Source organism: Caldithrix abyssi DSM 13497 (assembly GCF_001886815.1).
GTDB lineage: Bacteria > Calditrichota > Calditrichia > Calditrichales > Calditrichaceae > Caldithrix > Caldithrix abyssi.
Genome location: NZ_CP018099.1, coordinates 4,778,934 through 4,801,940 on the forward strand (window position 1 = coordinate 4,778,934; position 23,007 = coordinate 4,801,940).

Sequence of the window (23,007 nt, forward strand, 5' to 3'; positions counted from 1 at the left end):
TTTTTGTTTGCTGGTATGCTGTACTACAATTAAAAATTACGAATTACGAATTACGAATTATCACGCGGAGCGGGAGGCTGTGCCCGAATAGTAGAGTGCCAGTTTGCTTAGCTTTAGTCTTAAATGTTAAATATTTTTCTGCGATGATTGGCGTAATCTCCGAGAAGATTACTATGCGCGCGTTGCGGTTGATTTTGGTTGCGGATTTGCTGCCCTGGATCCATTAACAAGGATCAATAAGCCGCACCGAGTCCGGGGCGGGGGGAACAAAATGACGAGTTTCACACATCCCCTTTTTTCATAGGTTTCAAAAAATTACAGCAAAATCGTATCTACAACAGCGCACAGCAAAGACGACAGAAATCAGCCGCTCAATTGCAGGAGTAACCGTCCAAGCAGATTGCGGGCCAGAGGCACCTTGTAAGCATTTTGTTGCATAGGCTCAGCGTCTTTTAAAGCCAGGCTTTTCAGCATTTTTAGGTTTTGTTCTGAAACTTCGAGTCCCCGTAGCCGCTCATTCAACTCTTTTTCTTCCCAGGGTTTGGGAGCCACACCGCCAAAGGCGATCTTCCCCTCAACAATTTTTGAATTTTTAATCTTTAGGCTTGCGGCCACGCTGACCACGGCAAAATCCCACACATCGCGTTCTTTAAATTTTAAATAGCCGCTCACCTGCTCTTCCCCTGCAAAGGGCACATGAATTTTTGTGACAATCTCTCCGGGGAATAGAATGTTTTCGCGGTAGGGATCATCTTCCGGCAGCACAAAAAATTTGGCAACGGGCACCGTTTTACTGCCTTTTTGTGAAACGATAGTCAGCTCTGCGTCCAGGGCCAATAAGGCCACGGCCAGGTCCGAAGGATGCACGATAAAACAGGGGCCGCCGCCAATCACACAATGGTATTTATTTTCCCCGTCCACGGCAAAGCATTCATCTCCGCCTTTGCGCAGGCAATCAAAGTCGCCGCGGAAATACCAGCAGCGCGGACGCTGACACAAATTGCCGCCGACCGTGCCCATGTTCCGCAGTTGAGGCGACGCAGTTTCGGCCGCCGCCTGAGCCAGCGCTGGAAAATATCTCTTAATGTCTGGATGCTCTGCAATTTCGGCAACGGTTACAAGCGCCCCGATGGTTAATCCTTTTTCTTTTGAAAATTCAATGCCCTGCAAACCGTCCACAGATTTAAGATTAACCAGGGCTTCCGGCGTTTCAACCCCATCTTTTAAAAGGCCAAGTACATCCGTACCGCCGGCAAACAAAATGGCTTTTTGCCAGCCCTGCCCGGCCAGAGCGCTGGCCTGCTTTATATCTTTCGGTTGTTGATAGACAAAAGGTTTCATCATCATGGCTCCTGTTTGGTTAACTTTGTAAAGCCATTAACACTTTATCGGGCGTCATGGGCAAACTGGTCATTCGTACGCCAATCGCATTGTAAACGGCATTGGCAATGGCCGCCGGCGTTGGAATTATCGCCGGTTCGCCCACCCCTTTAACGCCGGTATTGCTCAATTTCTCATCGCCTTCGCTAACAATGTAAATTTCGATCTCCGGCGTATCTTTGATGGTTGGAATTTTGTAGTCGTGCAAATTGGCGTTAACCAACTTTCCGATGTTGCGGTCGATCAGGCGTTCTTCGAACAGGGCGTAACCCAACCCCTGAATAATACCGCCGTGAATCTGATTATCCAGCATTTGCCGATTTAAAACGCGACCCAGATCATAAGCGGCCACGATTTTTTTCACGCGGATTTTACCTGTTTCGGTGTCCACTTCTACCTCGGCAAACTGAACGCCAAAGGTGTTGACGGCGTAACCCTCCGGATTGGCCTCGCGTCGGCCGGTGGTCACCAGTACGCGCTCGCCCATTTTTCGCGCCAGCTGGCCGATATCCAAGGACGCGCTTTTTTCGCCAGCGCTGTAAAATTTTCCGCCGGCATACTTCAATTGGCTTTCTGGCACGCCCAGATGAGCCGCAGCGGCAGAGAACAATTTTGCTTTCATCTGCTCGGCCGCATCGCGCACCGCCGGCGAAACGGAGGGCGCCGTGGTGCTGCCGCCGCTGGAACCGCAGTAGGGAGCCACGTCTGTATCGCCCAGAATGACTTCGATTTTTTCCACAGGAATATCGAGCACTTCGGCCGCCACCTGAGCCAGAATGGTGTACGTGCCCGTGCCCAGATCCTGGCTGCCGGCAATAATCTGAACGCTGCCGTCGCGGTTGAGTTTTAAGTTGGCGTAAGCCGGCGGTCCGCCGCCGCCCCACCAGATTTGTGAAGACATGCCAATTCCGGTTTTAACAGGGCCCGGCTGCTCACCGGGCGTTTTATTGCGTCGCTCCCAGCCGATGGCTTTTGCTCCTTTTAAATAAGCTTCTTTAAGCAGCTTGGTGGTATAGGGGATGTTCCAGTTGGGTTCTTTATCGGCGTAATTCTTTAATCGAAATTCCAGCGGATCCATTCCCACCTTTTCGGCCAGCTCATCGATTAGTTGCTCCAGCGCGAAAAAACCCTGTACATGTCCGGGCGCACGATATGCCCTTGCCCGACCGGCGTTAATGTAAACCGAATACTCTTCTACTTTTACATTGGGGCAGGCGTACATGCTGCGTAATGGCCATGCACAGCCTGTTCCCGCCGGATATGCTCCGGCCGAACCGATGGATTTTAAATACAACGCGGTAAGCGTGCCGTCTTTTTTGACGCCCGCTTTTAGAGTTTGATATGAATCCGGACGATTGCCCACTGCCAGGTTCATTTCTCGCCGATCTAATGCGATGCGCACCGGCCGGCCTATTTGTCTGGCTAAGAGGGCGGCCATGACCGTGTATTTGCCGGCTTCCAGTTTGGCGCCAAATCCGCCGCCCATGTATTTTTTAATCACACGCACATTGCTTTCCGGCAGGCCCAACACCGAAGCGACCCGACTGCGTACGCTAAACACGCCCTGGGTGGAATCCCAGATTGTTAAATGATCGCCATCCCACTTTACCACACTAACGTGGGGCTCTGTGGGATTGTGAACAACCACCTGGGTATCAAATCTTCTTTCTAATACAACATCTGCCTCCTGCAAGCCCTTTTCCAGATCGCCGCGTTCATATTTAGAAGGTTTCCCTCTCATCAGATTTCCGTCTTCATATAATTGGGGCGCGTTTTTTTGCAGGGCCTGCTGCGCATCAACCACAAAAGGCAAAATTTCGTATTCAACCTTAATGGACCGCACGGCCTGCCTGGCGATGCGTTCGCTTTCGGCCACCACACACGCCACTTCATCTCCTTCATAACGCAGATGCGGATCAAACAAAAACGAACGACCGTACCACTCAATACGCGGGGCGTTCTCATGCGTCAAAATCCCCAGCACACCTTTCAGTTTTTCTGCTTCACTGGTATCAATGGATTTAATACGCGCATGGGGATGCGGACAGCGAAGGGTTGCGGCGTGAGCCATACGCGGCAAAATAACGTCAAATGTGTAAACCGCGCTACCGCTCACTTTATCGTAGCCGTCCAGACGGGGCAGCCCCTTCCCGACAACTTTTAGTTTTTCATTCTTCTCCCATGGTCGATATTGATGCGTGGAAACCTCAGCTAATTGCTCGATTTCTTCTTCTTCAAAAAAATATTTTGATTTGATGATTTTATTCTCAGCCATGTTCCCCCCTCCCTTTTACTTAATTTTCGCCGCTTCGAGTACGGAATCGATGATTTTAGGATAGGCGGCGCAACGACAGAGATTGCCGGACATCCCTTCCAGAACGTCTTCTCTGGAAGGATTCGGCTTTTTAAGAAGTAGCGCCCGGGCGGCCATCACCTGGCCCGGCGTACAAAATCCACACTGATAGCCATCCTTTTTAACAAATGCCTTTTGCAGGGGATGCAACTCTTCTCCGCTCAGCAGTCCTTCGATGGTGGTAATCTCTTTCCCCTGTGCGTCAATTGCCAGCATGTGGCAGGAATAAACCGCCTTGCCATCGAGCAAAACCGTACAGGCGCCGCACTCGCCATGATTGCAAACGACTTTTGTCCCCGTTAACTGTAATCGTTCTCGCAATACCTCGACAAGCGTTGTTTGCGGCTCCACATGAAACCTCTTTTCACGTCCATTAACCTTTAAGGTAATTAGCACCTGTCCAGGAGGCGGGCTGGCTTTTTCCAGCTCTTCAAGAGGTAAAGCCCTGGCAATTTTACTGGCGGCTATGCTTCCGGCAACGCCTGTCCCCACGCCCTTTAAAAACTGGCGTCGGGAAAGGGAAGATTTTTTACTCTGTTCTGACATGGCTCCTCCCAATTTTAACTTACTTGTAAAAGATGGAAAAAAATGTATAAAATTGCAAGTTATTATTAACAAAAATTAGAATGTCCTCCAAAATTTGTAGAATACCGAATTGTTTGTTAAACATTATTTTTAACTCACTCCCTAATCCGCTTATTCCAGCACGTTTGGTGAATTGACCTCCCCTCTCTTTAAAAAAATTTCACAGAGCAAGGGGAGAATAAAAGGAAGTGAGTTTTTCAGAGAACAACCTTTTTAATGCTTTAAATATCTACGAGTCTGCTCAAAAAAGGGTGATTCGTCATTTCGAACGAAGAGCGCTATCTTATCCCTTCTTTTAATAGATTTTCTTACTGGAATGAAAAAAAATAACTTTTTCCAATTTTTTCTTTCGATGTAACGTTTCAGCGTGTGAAACGTTTTTTATGTGTAACACGTAATGAGTTGATCTAATTGTTTTCAGTTCTTAAAACTGATTCGTTGATGATAAACGCTTTAGGTTGCGGAGGTAACTCATTACACGTCGCGCGTTACCTGTTACCCATTACACACTACTCAAAAGTTATTATCTTTTTCTGGCGTTCTTTGCGATAGCTTTGCGCCCTTTGCGCTTTTTTAAAGGTTGCGGTTATGCTGCCCTGGGGATAGTTTTTGAACCTTGATTTTCAGGATTAAAGGATTTTCTTGATTTTTTACTACAATTAAACGATGCATCTCTTTTTAAAGATAAATTCTGGAATGCAAAAAAAATAATCCCGTTAATCCAAAAATCAAGCAAATCCTGGTTCAAAATTTAAATTATTCACCGGCCGGTCATTCCAAATTCCCATCTGGCGGAATGCGAAAATTTTTGTGCTGTTTTAAAAACTCATCCCCCGGCCCCTTCTCTTTAAAAAAGAGAAGGGGAGCAATTGTGCCAGTTTGCTTAGCTTTAGTCTTAAATGTTAAATATTTTTCTGCGATGATTGGCGTAATCTCCGAGAAGATTACTTTGCGCGCGTTACGGTTGATTTTGGTTGCGGGTTTGCGGCCCTGGGGATAGTTTTTGAACCTTGATTTTCAGGATTAAAGGATTTTCTTGATTTTTTACTACAATTAAACGATGCATCTCTTTTTAAAGATAAATTCTGGAATGCAAAAAAAATAATCCCGTTAATCCAAAAATCAAACAAATCCTGGTTCAAAAATTAAATTATTCACCGGCCGGTCATTCCAAATTCCCATCTGGCGGAATGCGAAAATTTTTGTGCTGTTTTAAAACTCATCCCCCAGCCCCTTCTCTTTAAAAAAGAAGGGGCGTAAATAGCGCCGGTTTGCTTAGCTTTAGTCTTAGAATAGTTTGTTTAATCATTTTCTGCGATTATTGGCGTAATCTGCGAGAAAATTACTTTGCGCGCGTTGCGCTTGATTTTGGTTGCGGCTTCGCTGCCCTGGGGATAGTTTTTGAACCTTGATTTTCAGGATTACAAGATTTTCTTGATTTTTTATTACAATTAAACGATGCATCTCTTTTTAAAGATAAATTCTGGAATGCAAAAAAAATAATCCCGTTAATCCAAAAATCAAGCAAATCCTGGTTCAAAAATTAAATTATTCACCGGCCGGTCATTCCAAATTCCCATCTGGCGGAATGCGAAAATTTTTGTGCTGTTTTAAAACTCATCCCCCATCTCATTATCTTTAAAAAAGAGAAGGGGCGTAAATAGTGCCGATTTGCTTAGCTTTAGTCTTAGAATAGTTTGTTTAATCATTTTCTGCGATGATTGGCGTAATCTGCGAGAAAATTACTTTGCGCACGTTGCGCTTGATTTTGGTTGCGGCTTCGCTGCCCTGGTAATTTTACACCTAACTTTTTTTCAAACGCCAATATGTGACTTTTTTGTGATGATTTGACGCTCGAAAATTGGTATATTTTTGCGGGCATGATCTACGTCATGGCTAAAACTCTTTATATTGAGTATAATAAATAAAAAATCGGAGCGCCCGATGAGATATTCTATTTTAATACTTCTTACCGCTTTTTCGCTTTTAATCGGCCAGAGTGTAGAGATACGCCATTCCTATTTTAATGTTGAAATTACACAGGAAGGGGCATATCATCACATAAATTATAAAGGCGTTTTTAACGGCGCCTCGTTAAAAAACGATGCCGGAAATCCTGATCTGCCTTTTTACGTCAAACGAATACTACTTGAACCCGGACAGGAGATCGCTTCCTTTTCCATTAATAAAGTTGAAACAGCGGCGCTGGACGGTGATTTTAAGGTTTTCCCCAAACAGCCGCTATGGAGCTCTGAACAAAACCCTGCTTTTACGCCGCCCAACCCAACCGTTTACAACAGCGAAGAGCCTTTCCCTGCCAGAGTTGTTGAATACCTGGGGACGCAGCTCTTTCATGGGCGATCCATTGCCCATTTTGCCATTTATCCTTACCAGTATCGGCCCGCCCAACAAAAGCTCATCTTTATCCAGCAAGTAAATTTTACTTACACTACCAGAGCGATGGAAAAAGCCGTTGTTCAGCCGACCATCGCGCAGGATGCCAATGTGGTTGACAAACTGCTAAACGATTCGCCGACCAATCTTCTGGCCGCTAAATTTTCTCTGCCGGCGAGTACAGACCAAATTGATCTTGATCTGCTGTCCAGCGGCCTGATCGATCGCTATGTGATTATCACCACCGATTCCCTTGCTTCCGCTTTTGAGCCGCTGGCGGAGTGGAAAACACAGCGCGGCGTTCCGGCCGTTATTCGCACCATGAGCTGGATCAGGGAGAACTTCCCCGACGGCGTGGACGATGCAGAGCGCATGCGCAGTTTCATCCGCTGGGCCTATGCCAAACGAGGCACGCGCTACGTCCTTCTGGGTGGCGATACGGAAATCGTTCCCACACGATTCATCCACACCGGTAATTTTACCTTTCCCACTGATTATTATTTTGCCGACCTGGACGGCACATGGAACGGCGATCAGGACGATACGTTTGGTGAAGCAAAAGACGCCGTGGAAGGCTATCCCGAAGTTTACGTGGCCCGCATTCCTGTTTTAAGCGGCAAAGAAGTGAATCTGTTCGTGAAAAAGCTTTTTGAATATGAGAAACTGGAAAACATCGATGCCGAAACCTTTCCGGCCTCCATTCTGTACCTGGCCGGCGATTTGCAAAGAGAAAACGACAGCCGCGATCAATTGATCTTGAAACACATCGATCCGCTTATTCCCGCCGAGTTTCAACGAACGATGATTAGCCAGTCCGAGCACACCGGCAGCAGGCCCGACGTGCCCTTACGCGAGCTGAACAAAAGTTACGGTCTTATCTTTTCCGAAGGGCACGGTTTGTATTTTACCTATCGCCCCGGAGCCCGCGGTTCCGATCTTTACAATTACCATTTGAATGAACTAAGAACGCCCGATCCGGCCATCTGGTACATGGCCAGTTGTTACACCAACGACATTAGCAAGCGCTGTTTTGGCGAAGATTATCTTTTAAGTCCCAAAGGCGGGGGCGTAGCCTACATCGGCAATTCAAGCTGGGAATATCCCTTTAGCGGCATCTACCTGCAAAAGGAATTTTTTAATCTCGTTTTTTACGAAGGGTTTTATCATCTTTCCGAGGCGCACTATCTTTCCCGTCTTCCTTACCTGGGCTATCTCAATTTTGAAGGGCCTTCACGGATCATTGTTTACTCGACCATCGTGCTGGGCGACCCGGAAATGCCCGTATGGACGGCTAAAACGCGCACTTTTAATTTACGCGATTCCTTAATGGTAACGCAGGCCGAACGCTATTTACAGGTTAACCTGACGCGCAATGATTCCACTAACCTGCCCGTGGCCAACGCTCTGATTGTGCTTTACAAAAAAGACGCCCTTTACAAAATGGCGCGTACGGATAATATGGGTGTTGCCCGCTTAGACCTGAACGGCGTTGTTCTGGATAGCGTTACCTTAACCGCCTGGGCCAGAAATTATAAACCCCAACAGAAAACGATCGATTTGAGCGCCGACGAATCGTTTACATTTAAACTTCACGATCCAACATTTGAACAAGTAAGCGGCAACAACAACAATCAATGCGAGCCCGGCGAAATATTTCGCTTAAAATTAAACCTAAAAAACACAGGCTCTTCCGCCTGGTTAGTTAATACAAGAATTCACATCAACGAACGCAGCAATTTGTGTCAGCTATCCGATACGCTACAAATTTTAAACAGCGCCGTTTTGCCCGGCGATACGCTAAAGGCGCAACCCGTTGAACTGCAAATTGCTTCCGGCATTCAAACCGACACAACCGTGTTTATGGAAATTGCCGTGGAGCCCGTTCGGGGGAAGAAAATGACCGTCGTTTTACCGTTCAATATTTACGTTCCGCGCCTGAAAATCAACAAACTCACGTTTTCTACTTTAGCCGACTCCGGAGAATTTAACACTTCCATTGTTGCTCTGGAACTCTTTAACCAGGGTAAGGGAAAGGCCTGGCAAATTTTCGGAAGAATTACCACCGCCGATTCTCTGGCGCAAATCGAAGAAGACCGCTTTTATCTGGATGGTCTGGCGCCCAACAGCGCGCATCTGGTGGAACATGCTTTTGTCGTAAAACATAAAGCGGCGCTTACGCAAGCTTCATTTAATCTTATTTTAAGCGACGCCAGCGGCAACACATGGCGGCAGAAGCTGGACTTTAATCCGCCGCAAAAGGTAGAAACGGTTTCCTTTCGTCCGGCTGCCGCAGATGGCATTTTGTTAAGCTGGCCAGCAGCGCCGGATTCTGATGTGGCCGGCTATTTAATCTATCGTTCAGCGACAAAAAACGGGCCTTTTGAACTGGTAACGCCAACGCCCGTTTTGAATGCCGGTTATTTTGTGGATCACACCACCGATCCTGCATCAAACTATTTTTACACCATTCAGGTTGTAGACAGCAGCGGCAATTACAGCGCTTTTAGCGATACCATCCAGACCTGGAGCGCGCTGCCTTTTCAGGCGGGCTTTCCCGTGCGGCCCAGCGTCCGGGCCATCGGTTCAGAAGTAAACGGTGTGGTTGCCTACGATTTGAACGGCGACCGCCGCAAGGAACTCATCGTTTCCGGCGGTAATGGCCAACTTCATGTTTACGACTGGCAGGGCGGTCTATTGTTTAGCGTAGAAGGCCTGGAAGGCGACTTAACCGTTCCGGCCATCGGACAGGTGACCGGCGACGCGCAGGTTGAAATTGTCGTGGCCGGCTCCAAAGAAGGCCTTACTCTTAACAATGTGTACGTTATCGACTCGAAAAACGGACAGCTTCTGGCCAGCGCCAATCTGCATTACAATGTACCGTCCTCTGCCGTGCTGGCCGATCTTGACGCCGACGGCTACGACGAAATCCTGCTTCTCACGCACGGCAACAATGCGCCCGAACCGCCTCAAAACAGCCGCATTTTTATTTTTACCGACAGCAGCGGCGTGCTGACCGGTTTTAAAGACTGGCCAGACGATGGCTACGCGCTGGTCGGTTCCGCTTCGGTCGGCAACCTGGCCGCAGCCGATCTGGATCAAAGCGGGCAGCTTTCCGTTGTTGTCCCTACCGTCGAGAGCAAACTGTACTGCTTTAAGCCGGACAGCGCTGTGGAGCCGCGCTGGATCAAAACCATGCCCAACCCTCTGGAAGCGCCCGTCAGTCTGGCCGATCTGGACCTGGACGGGTTCGTTGAAATCATTGTGCCGGTCATTAAATCCGACCTGCTCTATGTTTTAAAACACGACGGATCGGAATACGCGGGATGGGAAAACGGCCAGCCCTGCAACGTAACCAATCCTTACTGGCATGTTTCGCCGGCCATTGTGGGCAATGTGGACGAAGACCCCGAGCTGGAAATTGTTTATGTGGGGCGCGACGCCATCTATCTTTACGAGCACGACGGCAGGCTGAAAGCCGACTACCCGATCGCTATTAATAACGGCGATGATTTTTTCGACAACAACTGGGAAGTGCTGCCGCCTTACAATTCGCCCATCCTGGCCGACGTCAACCAGGACGGCGCGCAGGACATTATTTACCTTGACGCGTATGGCTATATTCACGCCTTTAGCTCCCTTTCTGGCCAGGAAGTGGGAGGGTTTCCGTTATACATTAAAAACAGCTTCATTAAGGGGCAGTCTCCTGCAATTGATGATCTGGACGGCGACGGCGACCTTGATATTTTAATGGCCAACCACGAAGGCGTTTTGCTGGTGTGGGATGCCCCGCAAAAATACGATGAAACAACCACCATTATGTGGAATCAACCCTTTGCCAATGTTCAACACAGCGGACTTTACACGCCTCTGCGCCTTGAAATAATAAGCGGTTTGGCAGATGAAAAGCCGAGCATACCGCAGGAATTTTTCCTTAAACCCAATTACCCCAACCCCTTCAATCCGCAAACCGCCATTGTTTTTGGTTTAAGGCAAACGGCGCAAATTCGTTTAACCATCTACAATATTTTAGGGCAAAAAATTGCCGAACTGGGGCAAGACCAGAGCTTTGGCCCGGGCGTGCACAAGCTGATCTGGAACGGTAAAAACGCCCTGCAGCAGGAAATGGCCTCGGGCGTCTACTTTTACCGACTGACGGTCAGGGATCCCGCCTCCGGGAAAATCTTGTTTACCAAAGTGAACAAGATGATTAAGTTAAAATGATGTTTAGGATACTTCCTCTGAAAGATCTAGTCCCGCCCGGGCCGGATTTGAAAATTTTTGTGCTGTTTTAAAAACTCATCCCCCAGCCCCTTCTCTTTAAAAAAGAGAAGGGGCGTAAATAGCACCGGTTTTGTTTAGCTTTAGTCTCAGAATAGTTTATTTAATCATTTTCTGCGATTATTGGCGTAATCTGCGAGAAAATTACTTTGCGCACGTTGCGTTTGATTTGGTTGCGGCTTCGCTGCTTTGGCTTCATCCATCAAGCATTTTCAGGTTCCGCTTTTTCGGAACCTTTTTTTATCGTTGATTCCAATTTAAACGACAATTTCTCTTTCCCTTTAAAAAACGAGAAACGGTAAAAAAAATTTGATTTTAAGCGCAGCCGAATTATATTAAACCGTCGTTCTTTTGAAACAAAAAGAACCCTTTCAGTAACGGGAAGCGCGGTGAAAATCCGCCACTGCCCCGCAACTGTGATGGGGGACGAAAGCCAGAACAACGCCACTGTTCCGCTTTAGCGGGATGGGAAGGCCTGGCGAGTAGGATGATCCCAGAGTCAGGAGACCGACTGAAAAGGGCGCGCTCACATCTTCCACGCGGGTGGATGGTGAGGCAAAGTTTGGTTGTTAATTCCGGCCATTCTTCACCCCTTTTTAGTCCTTTCATCGCTCTTCCCGTTTGTTTTAACCTTTTTTAAAAAAGAGAAAAATGCTCAAACACTTTATTTTTTTACTGTTCGTAATCGGTTTTGCTGCGGCGCAGAATGTTTTTTTAACTTTACAGGTGCGCGATATCTGGTCGGGGGAACCCATTCCCCGCGCTTTACTGCTGGTAAATAATGACACGCTGCGCACCGATCAGAATGGCATTGCCAAACTTGCGGTATCCGATTCTTTAAGCATGGTTAAAATTTCGGCCGGCGGCTATTTCAGCGAACAGTTTTCCATCAAAAGCTTGAAAACTTCGGCGCTGGTTTATCTGACTCCCATTCGGCAAACGACCTACATTACAGTGGTGGGGCGGCGCTACTATTCATCGCCGGCTGGCATTCCCTCGCACAAAAGCGTTCTTCTTTTTAACGGTCTGGCAAACAACCAGGATATTTCCCGCGCGCTCAGCCTGCAAAGCGGCGCCTTTCTCAAATCTTACGGGCCTCCGGGCAGCCTGCAATCCATTTCCATCAGGGGAATGTCTTCCGAACAAACTCAGGTGCTACTGGACGGCATTCCCCTTAACAACCTGCAGCTGGGCGGCGTTGATTTCAGTCTTTTCGCCGGCGCAGATATTAACGCGCTTGAAATTTATCGCGGCTCTTCTTCTTTGCTTGGCGGTAGCGGCGCCGTTGGCGGAACCATTCATCTGCAATCCGCCATACCTGCCGACGAGCTGCGTTTAAAACTTAATTCAGGGCGTTCTTCACTGGGCAATCAATTTTTAGTCGCGCAGCTCCATTTCCCTTTTAAAAAATTTAAAAACCTTTTGACCTTCAATCATGCCAATGGTCTTAACCATTACTCCGTCAGGCAGGACGGTGAGACCGTTGATTTAAGGAATCGCGATTTTCGGCAAAATTTCCTGAGCTTTAAAACACTCTTTGAACCGGTCAGATCAATGGCCTTTAGCGTAAGGATTTCTCATTTTAAAAAGGCCGGCGGTTCTCCCAGGCCGTTTACTAACCTCAGCGGCGAACAGGTCAATAAAGCCCGATTAAACATTGACAATACGTTAATCCATGGCGTTCTGCGCTATTTGCAAAATGACACAGAACTTTATTTAAGCGCTTATTTGCGCAACGAATGGATGACCTACGATGATCCGCTTTTAATCCTTAATAATCAGCCTTTACACAGTATTCATTTTAATCAGGAAAAAGGCCTGCAAGGACGTATCCATTACTCTCCTCGCCAATCGCTCTTAATCAAGAGCGGAATGGAATATGCCCGGCAAAACATTTCAAGCAGCGAAGCCGGTAAACACGGGAGATCGCGCGCTTCTTTCTACGTGTTGAGCGACTGGCAAGCGCTTGAAAACTGCCATTCCTTGCAGGCTTTTCATTTTAATTCTGGTTTTAGAATCGAACAATATTCCGGGCAGGCGGCTCTTTTTTTGCCCACGGTCGGAGTTTCTCTCCAGTGGCCGGTCATTCAATTGTTTGCCTCGCTGGGCAAAAATTTTCGCATGCCCTCCTTTAACGACCTATACTGGACGCCCGGCGGCAATCCGCAATTAAAGCCCGAAACTTCCGTAAACGCCGAATTCGGTTTAAGGGCGCAAAAAGCGTTTGGACTTTTTCTTACCGGCGCTGAAATCAGCCTTTTTCACAATCGCGTAAAAGATCAAATAAAATGGCTGCCGGGCGCTAACGGCCTGTGGCAACCCATCAATATCCTCGCTGTTAAAAGCCGGGGCATTGAGGCCGATTTTACGCTTAGCGATTTAACCGATCGTCATAAACTAACTTTCACCTACACTTACACGCAAACATTAAAAGACAAAGCCGAATACGCCAACGATCCGACCGTCGGAAATCAATTGCCTTTTTTGCCCGTGGAGCAAGCGGCGCTTATTTTACAAACCGCCTGGCGGAATTGGAGAATTGAGCTGAGCGGTCATTATGCCAGCTTTCGCTATCTTGATTTTTCAAATGATCCTCAGCGCATTTTGCCCTCATATTTTGAGTCGCATCTCAAGCTGAGTTATCTGCTTGAATTTAAAAACGTTTCCCTTCGCCCCGCCTTACAGATCGAAAATCTTTTAGATAAGCAATACGCCATTTTGCCTGGCTACCCCATGCCCGGAAGGTATTTTAATGTTCATCTTTCAATGCAGTTAAATAAACCAAATAAAGGAGGTTAGCAATGAAACCTATTTTACTGATTTTCATTTTTTCATTGTTCTTTTTGTTTTCCTGCGAAAAAGACCCAACCGGAACAAAAGAAGAAAACGCCGTACAATCGGTTGGCGCTTTTATTGTAAACGAAGGTAATTTCGGAAAGGGCAACGGCTCTTTATCCTTTTACAGCTATCGGGATGAGACCATTCAGAACGATATTTTCAAAAACATCAACGGACGTCCGCTGGGCGATACGCCAAACAGTATGACCATTTACGATTCGCTCGGCTTTATTGTGGTTAACAACTCCAACACCATCGAAGTAATCAGTCTGAAAACATGGAAGAGTAAAAAGACCATCGTTCTGGAAGGCGGTCCCAGTCCACGATTTTTAGCCATTGTTTCCGACGATAAAGCCTACGTCAGTAATTTGTACGCCAACAATGTGGCCGTCATCGATCTGAAAACGTTGACCTTAACCGGCGCAACAATTGCCGTTGGCGCCAATCCAGAAGAAATTGCCGTGGCCGAAGGTAAGGCCTTTGTTTTGAACAGCGGGTTTGGTTCGGCTAACACCGTTTCCGTTATCGACATCAGTCAGGACAGGGTGGTGGCAACGCTAACAGTAGGCGATAATCCGACCAGCGTTGCCCTGGACGACGACGGCGAACTGAATGTGCTGTGCACCGGACGCTGGCCTGCCTGGGGCGACACCACGGACACAGGCACCAACGGCGGGGTGTACGTCATCGATCCGGGTAAACTTACGGTGGTCGATTCTGTTACCATTGAAGGCCATCCTTCTAAAATCACTTACGCCGGCGGCGATAAAGCCTATTTCTTACTCAACGGGCAGGTGGTACAGTTTTCAACCGCCGAAAACAACGTAATAAATCCTTCTTTTATCGCCGGCTTTTTTTACGGAATAGAAGCCGATCCCATCGCCCAATTGCTCTTTGTGCTGGATGCCAAAGATTATCAAAGCAATGGAGAATTGAAGATTTATGATTTTAATGGTACCTTACAAAAATCATTAACCGTTGGAATTATTCCGGGAGCTGTGACCTTTGTTTATGAATAAGAAACTTTCCTTTTTACTCATTGTTTTACTTTTTTTTCTGGCGGGCTGCAAGCGGCAGCCTGCCGATTTTCAACGCGCCTCCTTTGAACGCATCATCAGCCTTTCGCCCAATCTCACAGAAACCCTTCATGCGCTTGGCCAGGGAGATAAGATCGTGGCCGTGTCTGATTATTGCTTCTATCCTCCTGAAGTTAATCACAAAGAGCGCATCGGAGGGTTGTTGAATCCTAACCTGGAAAAAATTCTGCTTTTAAAACCCGATTTGCTCATCGGGACGCCGGCTCATGCCGAGCTTGCCCGCAAGCTGCAAGCCTATCAGATTCCTTTTGTTTTGCTGCCCAATGACGGTTTGAACGACGTCTTTTTTACCATCGATTCGCTGGGGCGTCTGTTAAATTGCCCGGGTAGAGCAAAACAGCTCCTTAAAACGATTAAAGATAGTTTAAGCTATTATCAGGCGCTTTCCAGACAAATAGTAAAACGCGCTCCCGGGGCAGCCCTCATCATCGGACGCGATCCGGGCTCTGTGCGGCATCTTACCGTGGTTGGCCCGCACACCTTTCTCGACTCCGTCTGGACCTTTTTAGGGGGGAAAAATATCTTTTCCGATCTGGCCGTAAAATATTCGCAAGTGGGCCAGGAGAGCTTTTTAACCCGCCAACCGGACCTCATCATTGAATTTAAATTTAAGGAGCAGTGGAGCGCCAGAAGGGATTCGCTCAATAAAATTGAGTGGCAACCGCTTTCTAAAATTCCTGCGGTTAAACACAACCAGATTTACGTGCTGACCGGCGACTACACCTTAATTCCCGGACCGCGTGTTTACGAATTGGCCAGAGATTACTACCGCATTTTACGCCAATACGCTCAAAAGCCATTTTAAACCACATGGAATGGTAGAAAAACTTTCTGGAGAGGGGCACTCTAATAATCAGAGCTGCCTTTTCGCCTAACAAATTTTCATAGCCTGATTCTACCGTTCCTTTTTTCACTCTGATCAATAATGGTTGTTTTTGACAGCCTTCCTGTTTGGTGATTTTTTTAATTCGCCAAACAGCTGGCCGTGTAAATACCTCTTGCCTTTTGCGAAATAACCCGTAAATTTTTTTCGTTTACAGAGCAAAAAAATCGAAGGTTCCATGGCAAAAAACATAAACTGGCAGCAAAAGCTTAACTCCTATAAGGAACAAACGCTTTTTAAGCTATTAGCGGAAGATGAAAAACGCTTTCTGGAAGAGCTGTTTTTTACCTTTCACTTTTCCTATCAGGAATTTTTACAACTTACCAACACGGCGCGCGATTTTGAAATGTGGGGGCATGCCAGCCTGAGCCAGTGGATTAAAAACGAAGTTCTTCCTTCTTTAGAACAGGCGCCCGGCAGAACGCCTCGCGAAAAATTCTTTACTGTGTTTAACGCTCGCCTTCACGAGCTAAAGAGTAAACCCAAGTCCTACAATGGATTTAAAGGCGCCGTCCCCAAAGCCATCCATCCCACCAAACTGGTTGATCAGGTTTCGCAAAAAAATATTTTTGGCTGGTGTCCGGTGGCTTCCGAAAAAACGGTGTGTTGTAATCTGCGCACCATTGATGCGGTTGAAACCTGCTCCTATGGCTGCAGCTACTGCACCATTCAAACTTTTTACAGCAATAGGGTTGTTTTTGAGGCCGACTTAAAATCCAAGCTGGATAAAATTGAAATTGATCCTGCGCGCCTATTGCACATCGGCACCGGTCAATCGTCCGACTCGCTGGTCTGGGGCAACCGTAACAGCATGCTGGACGATTTATTTGATTTTGCGCGCAAACATCCCAATGTTTTGTTAGAGCTAAAAACCAAGTCGGCCAATGTCAGTTATTTTCTGGAAAACGACGTCCCGCCTAACGTTGTCTGTACCTGGTCGCTCAATCCGCAAATCATCATCGATAATGAAGAGCATTTTACGGCCAGCCTGACCAATCGTCTGAAAGCAGCTAAAAAAGTGGCTGACCGCGGCGTTAAAGTGGGTTTTCATTTTCATCCTATGATTTACTACGATCAATGGGCCGATGCCTACCCGGCCATCGCCCGGCAAATTATGGATTCTTTTGATCCTGATTCCGTCCTGTTTATCTCCATGGGCTCGGTGACCATGATCCGTCCGGTGATCAAACAAATCCGTAAAAAGGGCTTTAAAACCAGAATTCTGCAAATGGAATTAGTGCCCGATCCTCACGGAAAATGGACCTATCCTGATGAAATTAAAATCGAAATGTTTAAAACCATGTACCGCGCCTTTGCCGACTGGCATCAAAAGGTCTTTTTTTATCTGTGCATGGAAAAAGCCGACATCTGGCTAAAAAGCTTTGGCTTTGTTTTCCAAAATAATGAAGAATTTGAGGAGGCCTTGCTAAAAAGTAGTTTTGAAAAAATTGGTTTCCCGGAACCAATTACTGCCTGAGAATCTTTTCCCTGTGTCCGGCAAAAATTTGTCTGGCCGGATGATGCACGCCGCAGGTTAAAAATAAACGGTTTTCCCGGAAATAATATTATTTGAATTACCGTTCATAAGTCAAACAAGTAACATTAAAAATAAGAGAGGTTAAAATGGCTAAAATTACTTTAAAAGGAAATCCCATTAACACTATTGGCGAATTACCTGCCATTGGCAATACCGCGCCGGACTTTAGTTTAACCACCACCGATCTTGGAGACGTCCATTTAAAAGACTTTTCCGGGCAAAGACTGGTTTTAAACATCTTCCCCAGCCTGGACACAGAAGTGTGCGCCACCAGCGTTCGTAAATTTAACGAAATGGCCGCTAATCTTGAAAACACAAAAGTACTGTGTATTTCCATGGATTTGCCTTTTGCGCACAAACGATTCTGCACTACCGAAGGCATTGAAAATGTGATTTCACTTTCCGAACTGCATGAACGCGGCTTTGGCGAAAGCTACGGCGTACGCATTATCGATGGCCCATTACGCGGTTTATTTACGCGCGCGGTTGTGGTGATCGATGAAAAAGGAAAGGTAATTTACACCGAACTGGTGCCCGAAATTACGCAGGAGCCCAATTATGAAAAGGCCTTAAAAGCGCTGGAATAACTGCGGACCATTAACGTTTATCGGGCATCCAAAATTTTGATTCCAGAAACGATCCCGGGGTTGAAAGGGATCGCAATGGCTGCTTCACTATTTTGATCGATTTTTCAAAAAAAAACAAAGCCATCCCTGAGGGATGGCTTTCTTATTTAAAATCGATTTTATCTGCTGACTTTAAAACATGGCCGCCTGAATACTTGCGATTAAACCCGTTGGGAACACGCCCAGCCAGACCAGAGCAACGGTTAACAGGGCCAGCAGCAATCCGCTAAAAATGCCAACATTCGGTTTTAACAGGCCTGCTTTTTCTTCTTCGTTTACATTGCTAAACATTTCTACCGTTACGCGCAGGTAATAGTAAACGCCCAGCGCGCTGTTAATGATTAAAATGATGACCAGCGTCCATAGTTTGACCGAAATACCAGAGGACAGAATGTAGTACTTGGCAATAAATCCCGATGTTAAGGGGATGCCTGCCAGCGAAAACATCATTGCCGAAAGGGCCACCGAAAGCCAGGGATGCCGCCAATACAATCCGCGATACTCTTTCAGCTCCATTCCTTCACGTTCTTCGGAAGAGATCAACCCTACAATGATAAAGGCGCCGATAATGGTAATAAAATATGAGACAATGTAAAAGGTCGCCGCTTCTACGCCTTTAAAATTTTGTTGGGCATTTCCTGCCATAAATGCCACCAGAATGTAACCAAAATGGGCAATGGAAGAATAGGCGAGCAATCGTTTGATATTGGTCTGCAACAGAGCCAGTAAATTGCCACCAAACATGGAAAGAATGGCAATCACGGCGAAAATGGCGAACAATGGTTTGGATTGTACGATGTTAAAATCGCCAAAGAAACGGAAAAGCAAGGCCAGAATGCCGCCCTTTGAAACCGAAGCGATAAAGGCCGTGACCGGCGCAGGCGCTCCTTCGTAAACATCGGGCGACCACATGTGGAATGGAACGACCGCCAGCTTAAATCCAAATCCAACCATCATTAGCGCAACGCCGCCTACCGCGATCAAATCATAATTGCTTTTTTCTTTCAAAAAGGCAATGATCGCGCCAAACTCCATACTGCCCGTTTTAGCGAACACCAGCGCCATGCCAAAAATCAGAAAAGCCGAAGAAACCGCAGCCAGAATCAAATATTTAAACCCCGCTTCAATGCCTTCGTTGGTCTGTCTTAAATAGGCAATTAAGGCGTAAAGCGAAACGCTGAGTATTTCCAGGCCCAAAAAGAAACTGACAAAGTGCGTGCTGGCGGCAAGCACGGCCGAGCCAAGCGTGGCCGTTAGCATTAACAAATAGTATTCTTCCCGGTTTCCCTTAAAACGCATTTCCAGATACTGGTACGAGGGAATAATGATGGCAATCGTCGCCCAGAACATTAACACAAAATAAAACAGGGCATATTTATCGATAATCAACAATTTTCCTATCTGATCGCCAGAGGCAGAATAGGCCGCCGGCACGGCAATAAAGGCAGCCAATAAACCGATCACCGCCAGCACAACGGCGATTAAATGACTGCGTTTTACAGAAATGGCCAGCATCATCACCAGGGGTGTTGCGGCTAAAATAATCAATGGCATTAACTTTAACCAATCGTTTGCGGTCATTCCAGACCTCCGTAATTCGAACGACTTTTCTTTAACTCATCTACCGTTGGGTTTTCAGGCGCATTTTTTGTTGGCGTAAAATATTCTCTGGTAATGGTTTGCAAATTTTTCAAGGCCTGGCGCGAGGTCTTAAGAACCGTATTGGGAAACAAGCCCAGCCACAGCAATGCCAGAACAAGCGCCGTAAAAATGGAAATTTCTCGAGCCGTGGCATCCGGCATCTTCCATTTTTTTTCGTTTTTGCCAAAGAACACTTTTTGAATCATCCACAAGGAATAGACGGTGGCGGCAATAAAGCCCAGCGTTGCCAGGGCAGCGATGGGAATACTAACCTGGTAAACGCCTAACAGGACCAGAAACTCACCGACAAAGTTAGCCAGCCCAGGCAGCCCCAGCGAGGCCATCGCAAACACCATTCCAAAACCGCCGAAGCGCGGCGCAATATCCCATAAACCGCCCATCTTATCCATGTCGCGCGTGTGTAAACGTTCATAGATATCGCCCACCAGGATAAAGAGAGCGCCCGTACTCAAACCGTGCGACAGGATGATTAAAACAGCGCCCTGCAGCGCCAGCTGATTCCAGGCAAAAACACCTAACAAAACAAATCCCATGTGGCTGACGCTGGTGTAAGCGACCAGACGTTTTAAATCATTTTGCGCAAAGGCCACAATGGCCGCGTAAATGATGCCGATAATACCCAGAACCATGGCGAACATGGCAAACTCTTTACCGGCCTGTGGAAAGAGAGGCATTAAAAAGCGGATAAAACCATAGGCGCCCGCCTTTAGCACCAATCCGGCCAGCACAACGCTACCGGCGGTGGGCGCTTCGGTGTGTGCATCGGGCAGCCAGTTATGGAGCGGCACGATCGGTAATTTTACGCCAAAACCAACAAAAAAGCCCAACATCAGCCAGAAGGCGACTTTGGGAGATACCTGCGTTCCCAGCAATTCCAGATAATCGAATGTGTAATGGCCGGTTTGGGAACCGTGGATAAAATACAGAGCCAGAATAGAAATAAGCATAAATAGCCCGCTGGCCTGCGTAAAAATAAAAAACTTTATGGTTGCATAAATGCGGTTGGAGTGCCCCCAGATGCCGATTAAAAAATAAAGGGGAATGAGCATGACTTCCCAGAAGAAGTAAAACAAAAATAAATCCAGCGCCATGAACACGCCGCTAATGCCAGCCAGGATCCAGAGCAGGTTAAAATGAAAAAATCCAACTCGCTCTTGAATGCCTTTCCAGGAACAGGCAACCGCCAAAAGGCCAAGAAAGCCCGTCAACACGATGAGCAGAATGCTCAGCCCGTCAACCGCCAGAAAGTACTGAATGCCCCACTGCGGGATCCAGGAGGTTTTTTCCATCAAAAACCAATCCTGCCGGGCAAGGGTCAGGCCTTTTTCCGAGAGAAAAGAGATCCACAAGCGGACGCTAACCGCCAGATGCACAGCCGTAAAAAAGAGCGATATCCAGCGCGGCGCTTCTTTATTCCAGCGACCGGCCAGCCAGGCCAGTAAGCCGCCTAAAATCAACCATGAGAATAAAAACGTTAATGTCATAGGATCACCACAATTGTTATTGAAACCAGAACACCAAGGGCAATGCCCACAATGTAACGACGCACTTTACCGGTTTGCGTTAATTTAAACAGATAATGGAATTGTCTGGAAATCCAGGGCAGGAAAACATAAATAAGATCGATGAAATCTCGTTTGTTAATGCGCGCGATCCAGACATAAGGCCGAATGAACACTCTTTCGTAAAGCCAGTCAAATCCCAGGCCAGAAAGCAGGAATTGCTGCAATCCACGGCCAAGCGGAGTCGCGGTAAAGCCGGCCACAATTTTTGTGTTCTTAAGATACAGATAATAAGCAAGATAGATAGAAATGATAGCCAATACGGCCGTTAATACCTGCGAAAATATCTCCAGCGCTACTTCATGATGCCCGCCTTCAAGCCCTGGCAAAACCTGCTTCATAAAATCGCTGAACAGGGTCAGGTGGCCCATGGTAGCAGGCAGTTCAATAAAGCCGCCAAACACGGCAAAAACAGACAGCACGATCAACGGCACATGCACGGTCCATTTCGGAAAGTGCGATACTTCGATTTTCTGTTCGCCAAAAAAGGTGACAAACACCATGCGAAAGGTGTAAAAAGCGGTTATCACCGCGCCAAAGAGGGCCGCCAGCCACAGATAAATACTGCCGTTGGGCCCGCTCCAGGCGTACCAGATGATGGCGTCTTTACTGTAAAAGCCGGCTGTAATCAACGGCAACGCGGCCAGCGAAGCCGAACCGATCAAAAACGTCCAGAAGGTAACCGGCAAAGCCTTTGCCAGTCCGCCCATCTTGAACATATTTTGTTCATGATGCTGAGCGAGAATAATGGCGCCCGCGCCCAAAAAGAGCAGCGCTTTAAAAAAGGCGTGAATCATAAAGTGAAAAACACCCGCGCTCCAGGCGCCCACACCCAGGGCTAAAAACATGTAGCCAATTTGACTGACCGTTGAATAGGCCAGAACGCGTTTAATATCGGTTTGCGCCATTCCGGCCAGACCGGCAACCAGCAAAGTAGCCGCGCCAACAATAGCCACCGCCGTCATGGAAATGGGAGCCAGTAGGTAAATACCGTTCATTCGGGCGATCAAATAAACGCCGGCGGTTACCATGGTTGCGGCATGGATCAAAGCGCTGGTTGGCGTGGGGCCGGCCATGGCGTCTGGCAACCACACCTGCAGAGGTAACTGAGCCGACTTGCCAACGGCGCCGCCCAGCAGCAGCAACGTGGAAGCCACCGCCAGTTTGTTACCCGGCGACCAGACATGAGGCGCAACCGTTAAAATTTCTTGAATATTTAAAGATCGAAAACTGTAAAACAGCAAAAACAATCCAATGGCCATGGCGGCATCGCCCACGCGCGTTACAATAAAGGCCTTGCGCGCCGCGTAACCGTTAGCCGGATCGCTGTACCAGAAGCCGATTAACAGGTAACTGCACAACCCTACGCCTTCCCAACCCAGGTAGAGCAACAGCAGGTTATCGCCCATCACCAGCATCAGCATGGCGCCGACAAACAGGTTCATATAGGCAAAAAAGCGGCTAAAGGCTGCGTCGTCGGCCATGTATTCGGTTGAATAAAGATGAATCCAGAAACCGACAAAGGTAATCACAAAAATAAAGACCATGGAAAGCGCATCCAGGTGGAAGGCGATATTCACCTGAAAATCATCGGCTGCAATCCAGTTCCACAGCGTTTGAACGAATATCCCGTTTTCCGGAGGACTGGTCAAAAACTGAAAACCAATCAATAAGGTAATAAGGGCCGAAAGGCCAACCGAGCCCACGCCGACAAAGGCGGAAAGTTTATTGCCTAATTTTTTGCCGAAAATTGCTAAGATCAAAAATCCCAAAAAGGGAAATGTTGGTACAAGCCATAAAAATTCGTACATA

General features: G+C 47.2%; 12 protein-coding genes and 1 riboswitch. Of the genes, 6 read left to right on the top strand and 6 right to left on the bottom strand.

All coding sequences use genetic code 11. The annotated features are described in order from the left end of the window. Positions 1-363 precede the first annotated feature (363 nt). Genes Cabys_RS18770 through Cabys_RS18780 form a run of 3 tightly spaced genes read right to left on the bottom strand, consistent with a single transcriptional unit; the run spans position 364 to position 4,279 of the window. The gene (locus Cabys_RS18770) at positions 364-1,347 is read right to left on the bottom strand and encodes an FAD binding domain-containing protein (protein ID WP_150109252.1); all 984 of its coding nucleotides are present in this window, start codon (positions 1,345-1,347) and stop codon (positions 364-366) included. Positions 1,348-1,360: 13 nt separating this feature from the next. After that, positions 1,361-3,655 (bottom strand): xanthine dehydrogenase family protein molybdopterin-binding subunit, encoded by a 2,295-nt coding sequence (locus Cabys_RS18775; protein WP_006927759.1) that lies wholly within the window; start codon positions 3,653-3,655, stop codon positions 1,361-1,363. Positions 3,656-3,670: 15 nt separating this feature from the next. Next, positions 3,671-4,279 carry a (2Fe-2S)-binding protein gene (locus Cabys_RS18780; protein WP_006927758.1) on the bottom strand — a complete coding sequence of 203 codons (609 nt, stop codon included), beginning with the start codon at positions 4,277-4,279 and terminating at the stop codon, positions 3,671-3,673. Between the two features lie 1,983 nt (positions 4,280-6,262). Here Cabys_RS18780 and Cabys_RS18785 point away from each other — a divergent pair. From Cabys_RS18785 to tpx, 6 genes are all read left to right on the top strand, one after another. After that, complete coding sequence (locus Cabys_RS18785; RefSeq protein ID WP_006927757.1) at positions 6,263-10,933, top strand: C25 family cysteine peptidase; 4,671 nt, start codon at positions 6,263-6,265, stop codon at positions 10,931-10,933. Positions 10,934-11,345: 412 nt separating this feature from the next. Continuing rightward, positions 11,346-11,520, top strand: a riboswitch (cobalamin riboswitch). Positions 11,521-11,641: 121 nt separating this feature from the next. Then, a complete protein-coding gene (locus Cabys_RS18790; protein WP_006927756.1) occupies positions 11,642-13,789 on the top strand; it encodes a TonB-dependent receptor plug domain-containing protein in 2,148 nt (715 codons plus the stop codon). Between the two features lie 2 nt (positions 13,790-13,791). Beyond that, positions 13,792-14,847 carry a YncE family protein gene (locus Cabys_RS18795; RefSeq protein WP_006927755.1) on the top strand — a complete coding sequence of 352 codons (1,056 nt, stop codon included), beginning with the start codon at positions 13,792-13,794 and terminating at the stop codon, positions 14,845-14,847. Continuing rightward, the gene (locus Cabys_RS18800) at positions 14,840-15,730 is read left to right on the top strand and encodes an ABC transporter substrate-binding protein (protein ID WP_006927754.1); all 891 of its coding nucleotides are present in this window, start codon (positions 14,840-14,842) and stop codon (positions 15,728-15,730) included. The genes Cabys_RS18795 and Cabys_RS18800 overlap by 8 nt, the downstream gene beginning before the upstream one ends. A gap of 256 nt (positions 15,731-15,986) precedes the next feature. After that, positions 15,987-17,285: an SPL family radical SAM protein gene (locus Cabys_RS18805; protein ID WP_006927753.1), complete on the top strand. Its 1,299-nt coding sequence runs from the start codon at positions 15,987-15,989 to the stop codon at positions 17,283-17,285. A 146-nt stretch (positions 17,286-17,431) separates the two neighbouring features. Continuing rightward, positions 17,432-17,932: a thiol peroxidase gene (gene tpx / locus Cabys_RS18810; RefSeq protein ID WP_006927752.1), complete on the top strand. Its 501-nt coding sequence runs from the start codon at positions 17,432-17,434 to the stop codon at positions 17,930-17,932. Between the two features lie 171 nt (positions 17,933-18,103). On the opposite strand, the gene Cabys_RS18815 is transcribed toward tpx, so the two are convergent. The 3 genes from Cabys_RS18815 to nuoL are packed head-to-tail and all read right to left on the bottom strand — an operon-like array spanning position 18,104 to position 23,006. Beyond that, a complete protein-coding gene (locus tag Cabys_RS18815) occupies positions 18,104-19,552 on the bottom strand; it encodes an NADH-quinone oxidoreductase subunit N (protein WP_006927751.1) in 1,449 nt (482 codons plus the stop codon). Further along, complete coding sequence (gene nuoM, locus Cabys_RS18820; protein WP_006927750.1) at positions 19,549-21,117, bottom strand: NADH-quinone oxidoreductase subunit M; 1,569 nt, start codon at positions 21,115-21,117, stop codon at positions 19,549-19,551. The genes Cabys_RS18815 and nuoM overlap by 4 nt, the downstream gene beginning before the upstream one ends. After that, on the bottom strand, positions 21,114-23,006 hold the full coding sequence (nuoL, locus tag Cabys_RS18825) for an NADH-quinone oxidoreductase subunit L (protein WP_006927749.1): 1,893 nt from the start codon (positions 23,004-23,006) through the stop codon (positions 21,114-21,116). Before nuoL ends, nuoM begins: the two co-directional genes overlap by 4 nt. Position 23,007: the final 1 nt, after the last annotated feature.

Excerpts from the sequence above, each read along its gene's own strand:
- Cabys_RS18815 (WP_006927751.1), bottom strand. The coding sequence starts at position 19,552 with ATGACCGCAAACGATTGGTTAAAGTTAATGCCATTGATTATTTTAGCC.
- Cabys_RS18795 (WP_006927755.1), top strand. The coding sequence starts at position 13,792 with ATGAAACCTATTTTACTGATTTTCATTTTTTCATTGTTCTTTTTGTTT.
- Cabys_RS18805 (WP_006927753.1), top strand. The coding sequence starts at position 15,987 with ATGGCAAAAAACATAAACTGGCAGCAAAAGCTTAACTCCTATAAGGAA.
- nuoL (WP_006927749.1), bottom strand. The coding sequence starts at position 23,006 with ATGTACGAATTTTTATGGCTTGTACCAACATTTCCCTTTTTGGGATTT.
- tpx (WP_006927752.1), top strand. The coding sequence starts at position 17,432 with ATGGCTAAAATTACTTTAAAAGGAAATCCCATTAACACTATTGGCGAA.
- Cabys_RS18780 (WP_006927758.1), bottom strand. The coding sequence starts at position 4,279 with ATGTCAGAACAGAGTAAAAAATCTTCCCTTTCCCGACGCCAGTTTTTA.
- Cabys_RS18785 (WP_006927757.1), top strand. The coding sequence starts at position 6,263 with ATGAGATATTCTATTTTAATACTTCTTACCGCTTTTTCGCTTTTAATC.
- Cabys_RS18770 (WP_150109252.1), bottom strand. The coding sequence starts at position 1,347 with ATGATGATGAAACCTTTTGTCTATCAACAACCGAAAGATATAAAGCAG.
- Cabys_RS18790 (WP_006927756.1), top strand. The coding sequence starts at position 11,642 with ATGCTCAAACACTTTATTTTTTTACTGTTCGTAATCGGTTTTGCTGCG.
- Cabys_RS18775 (WP_006927759.1), bottom strand. The coding sequence starts at position 3,655 with ATGGCTGAGAATAAAATCATCAAATCAAAATATTTTTTTGAAGAAGAA.
- nuoM (WP_006927750.1), bottom strand. The coding sequence starts at position 21,117 with ATGACATTAACGTTTTTATTCTCATGGTTGATTTTAGGCGGCTTACTG.
- Cabys_RS18800 (WP_006927754.1), top strand. The coding sequence starts at position 14,840 with ATGAATAAGAAACTTTCCTTTTTACTCATTGTTTTACTTTTTTTTCTG.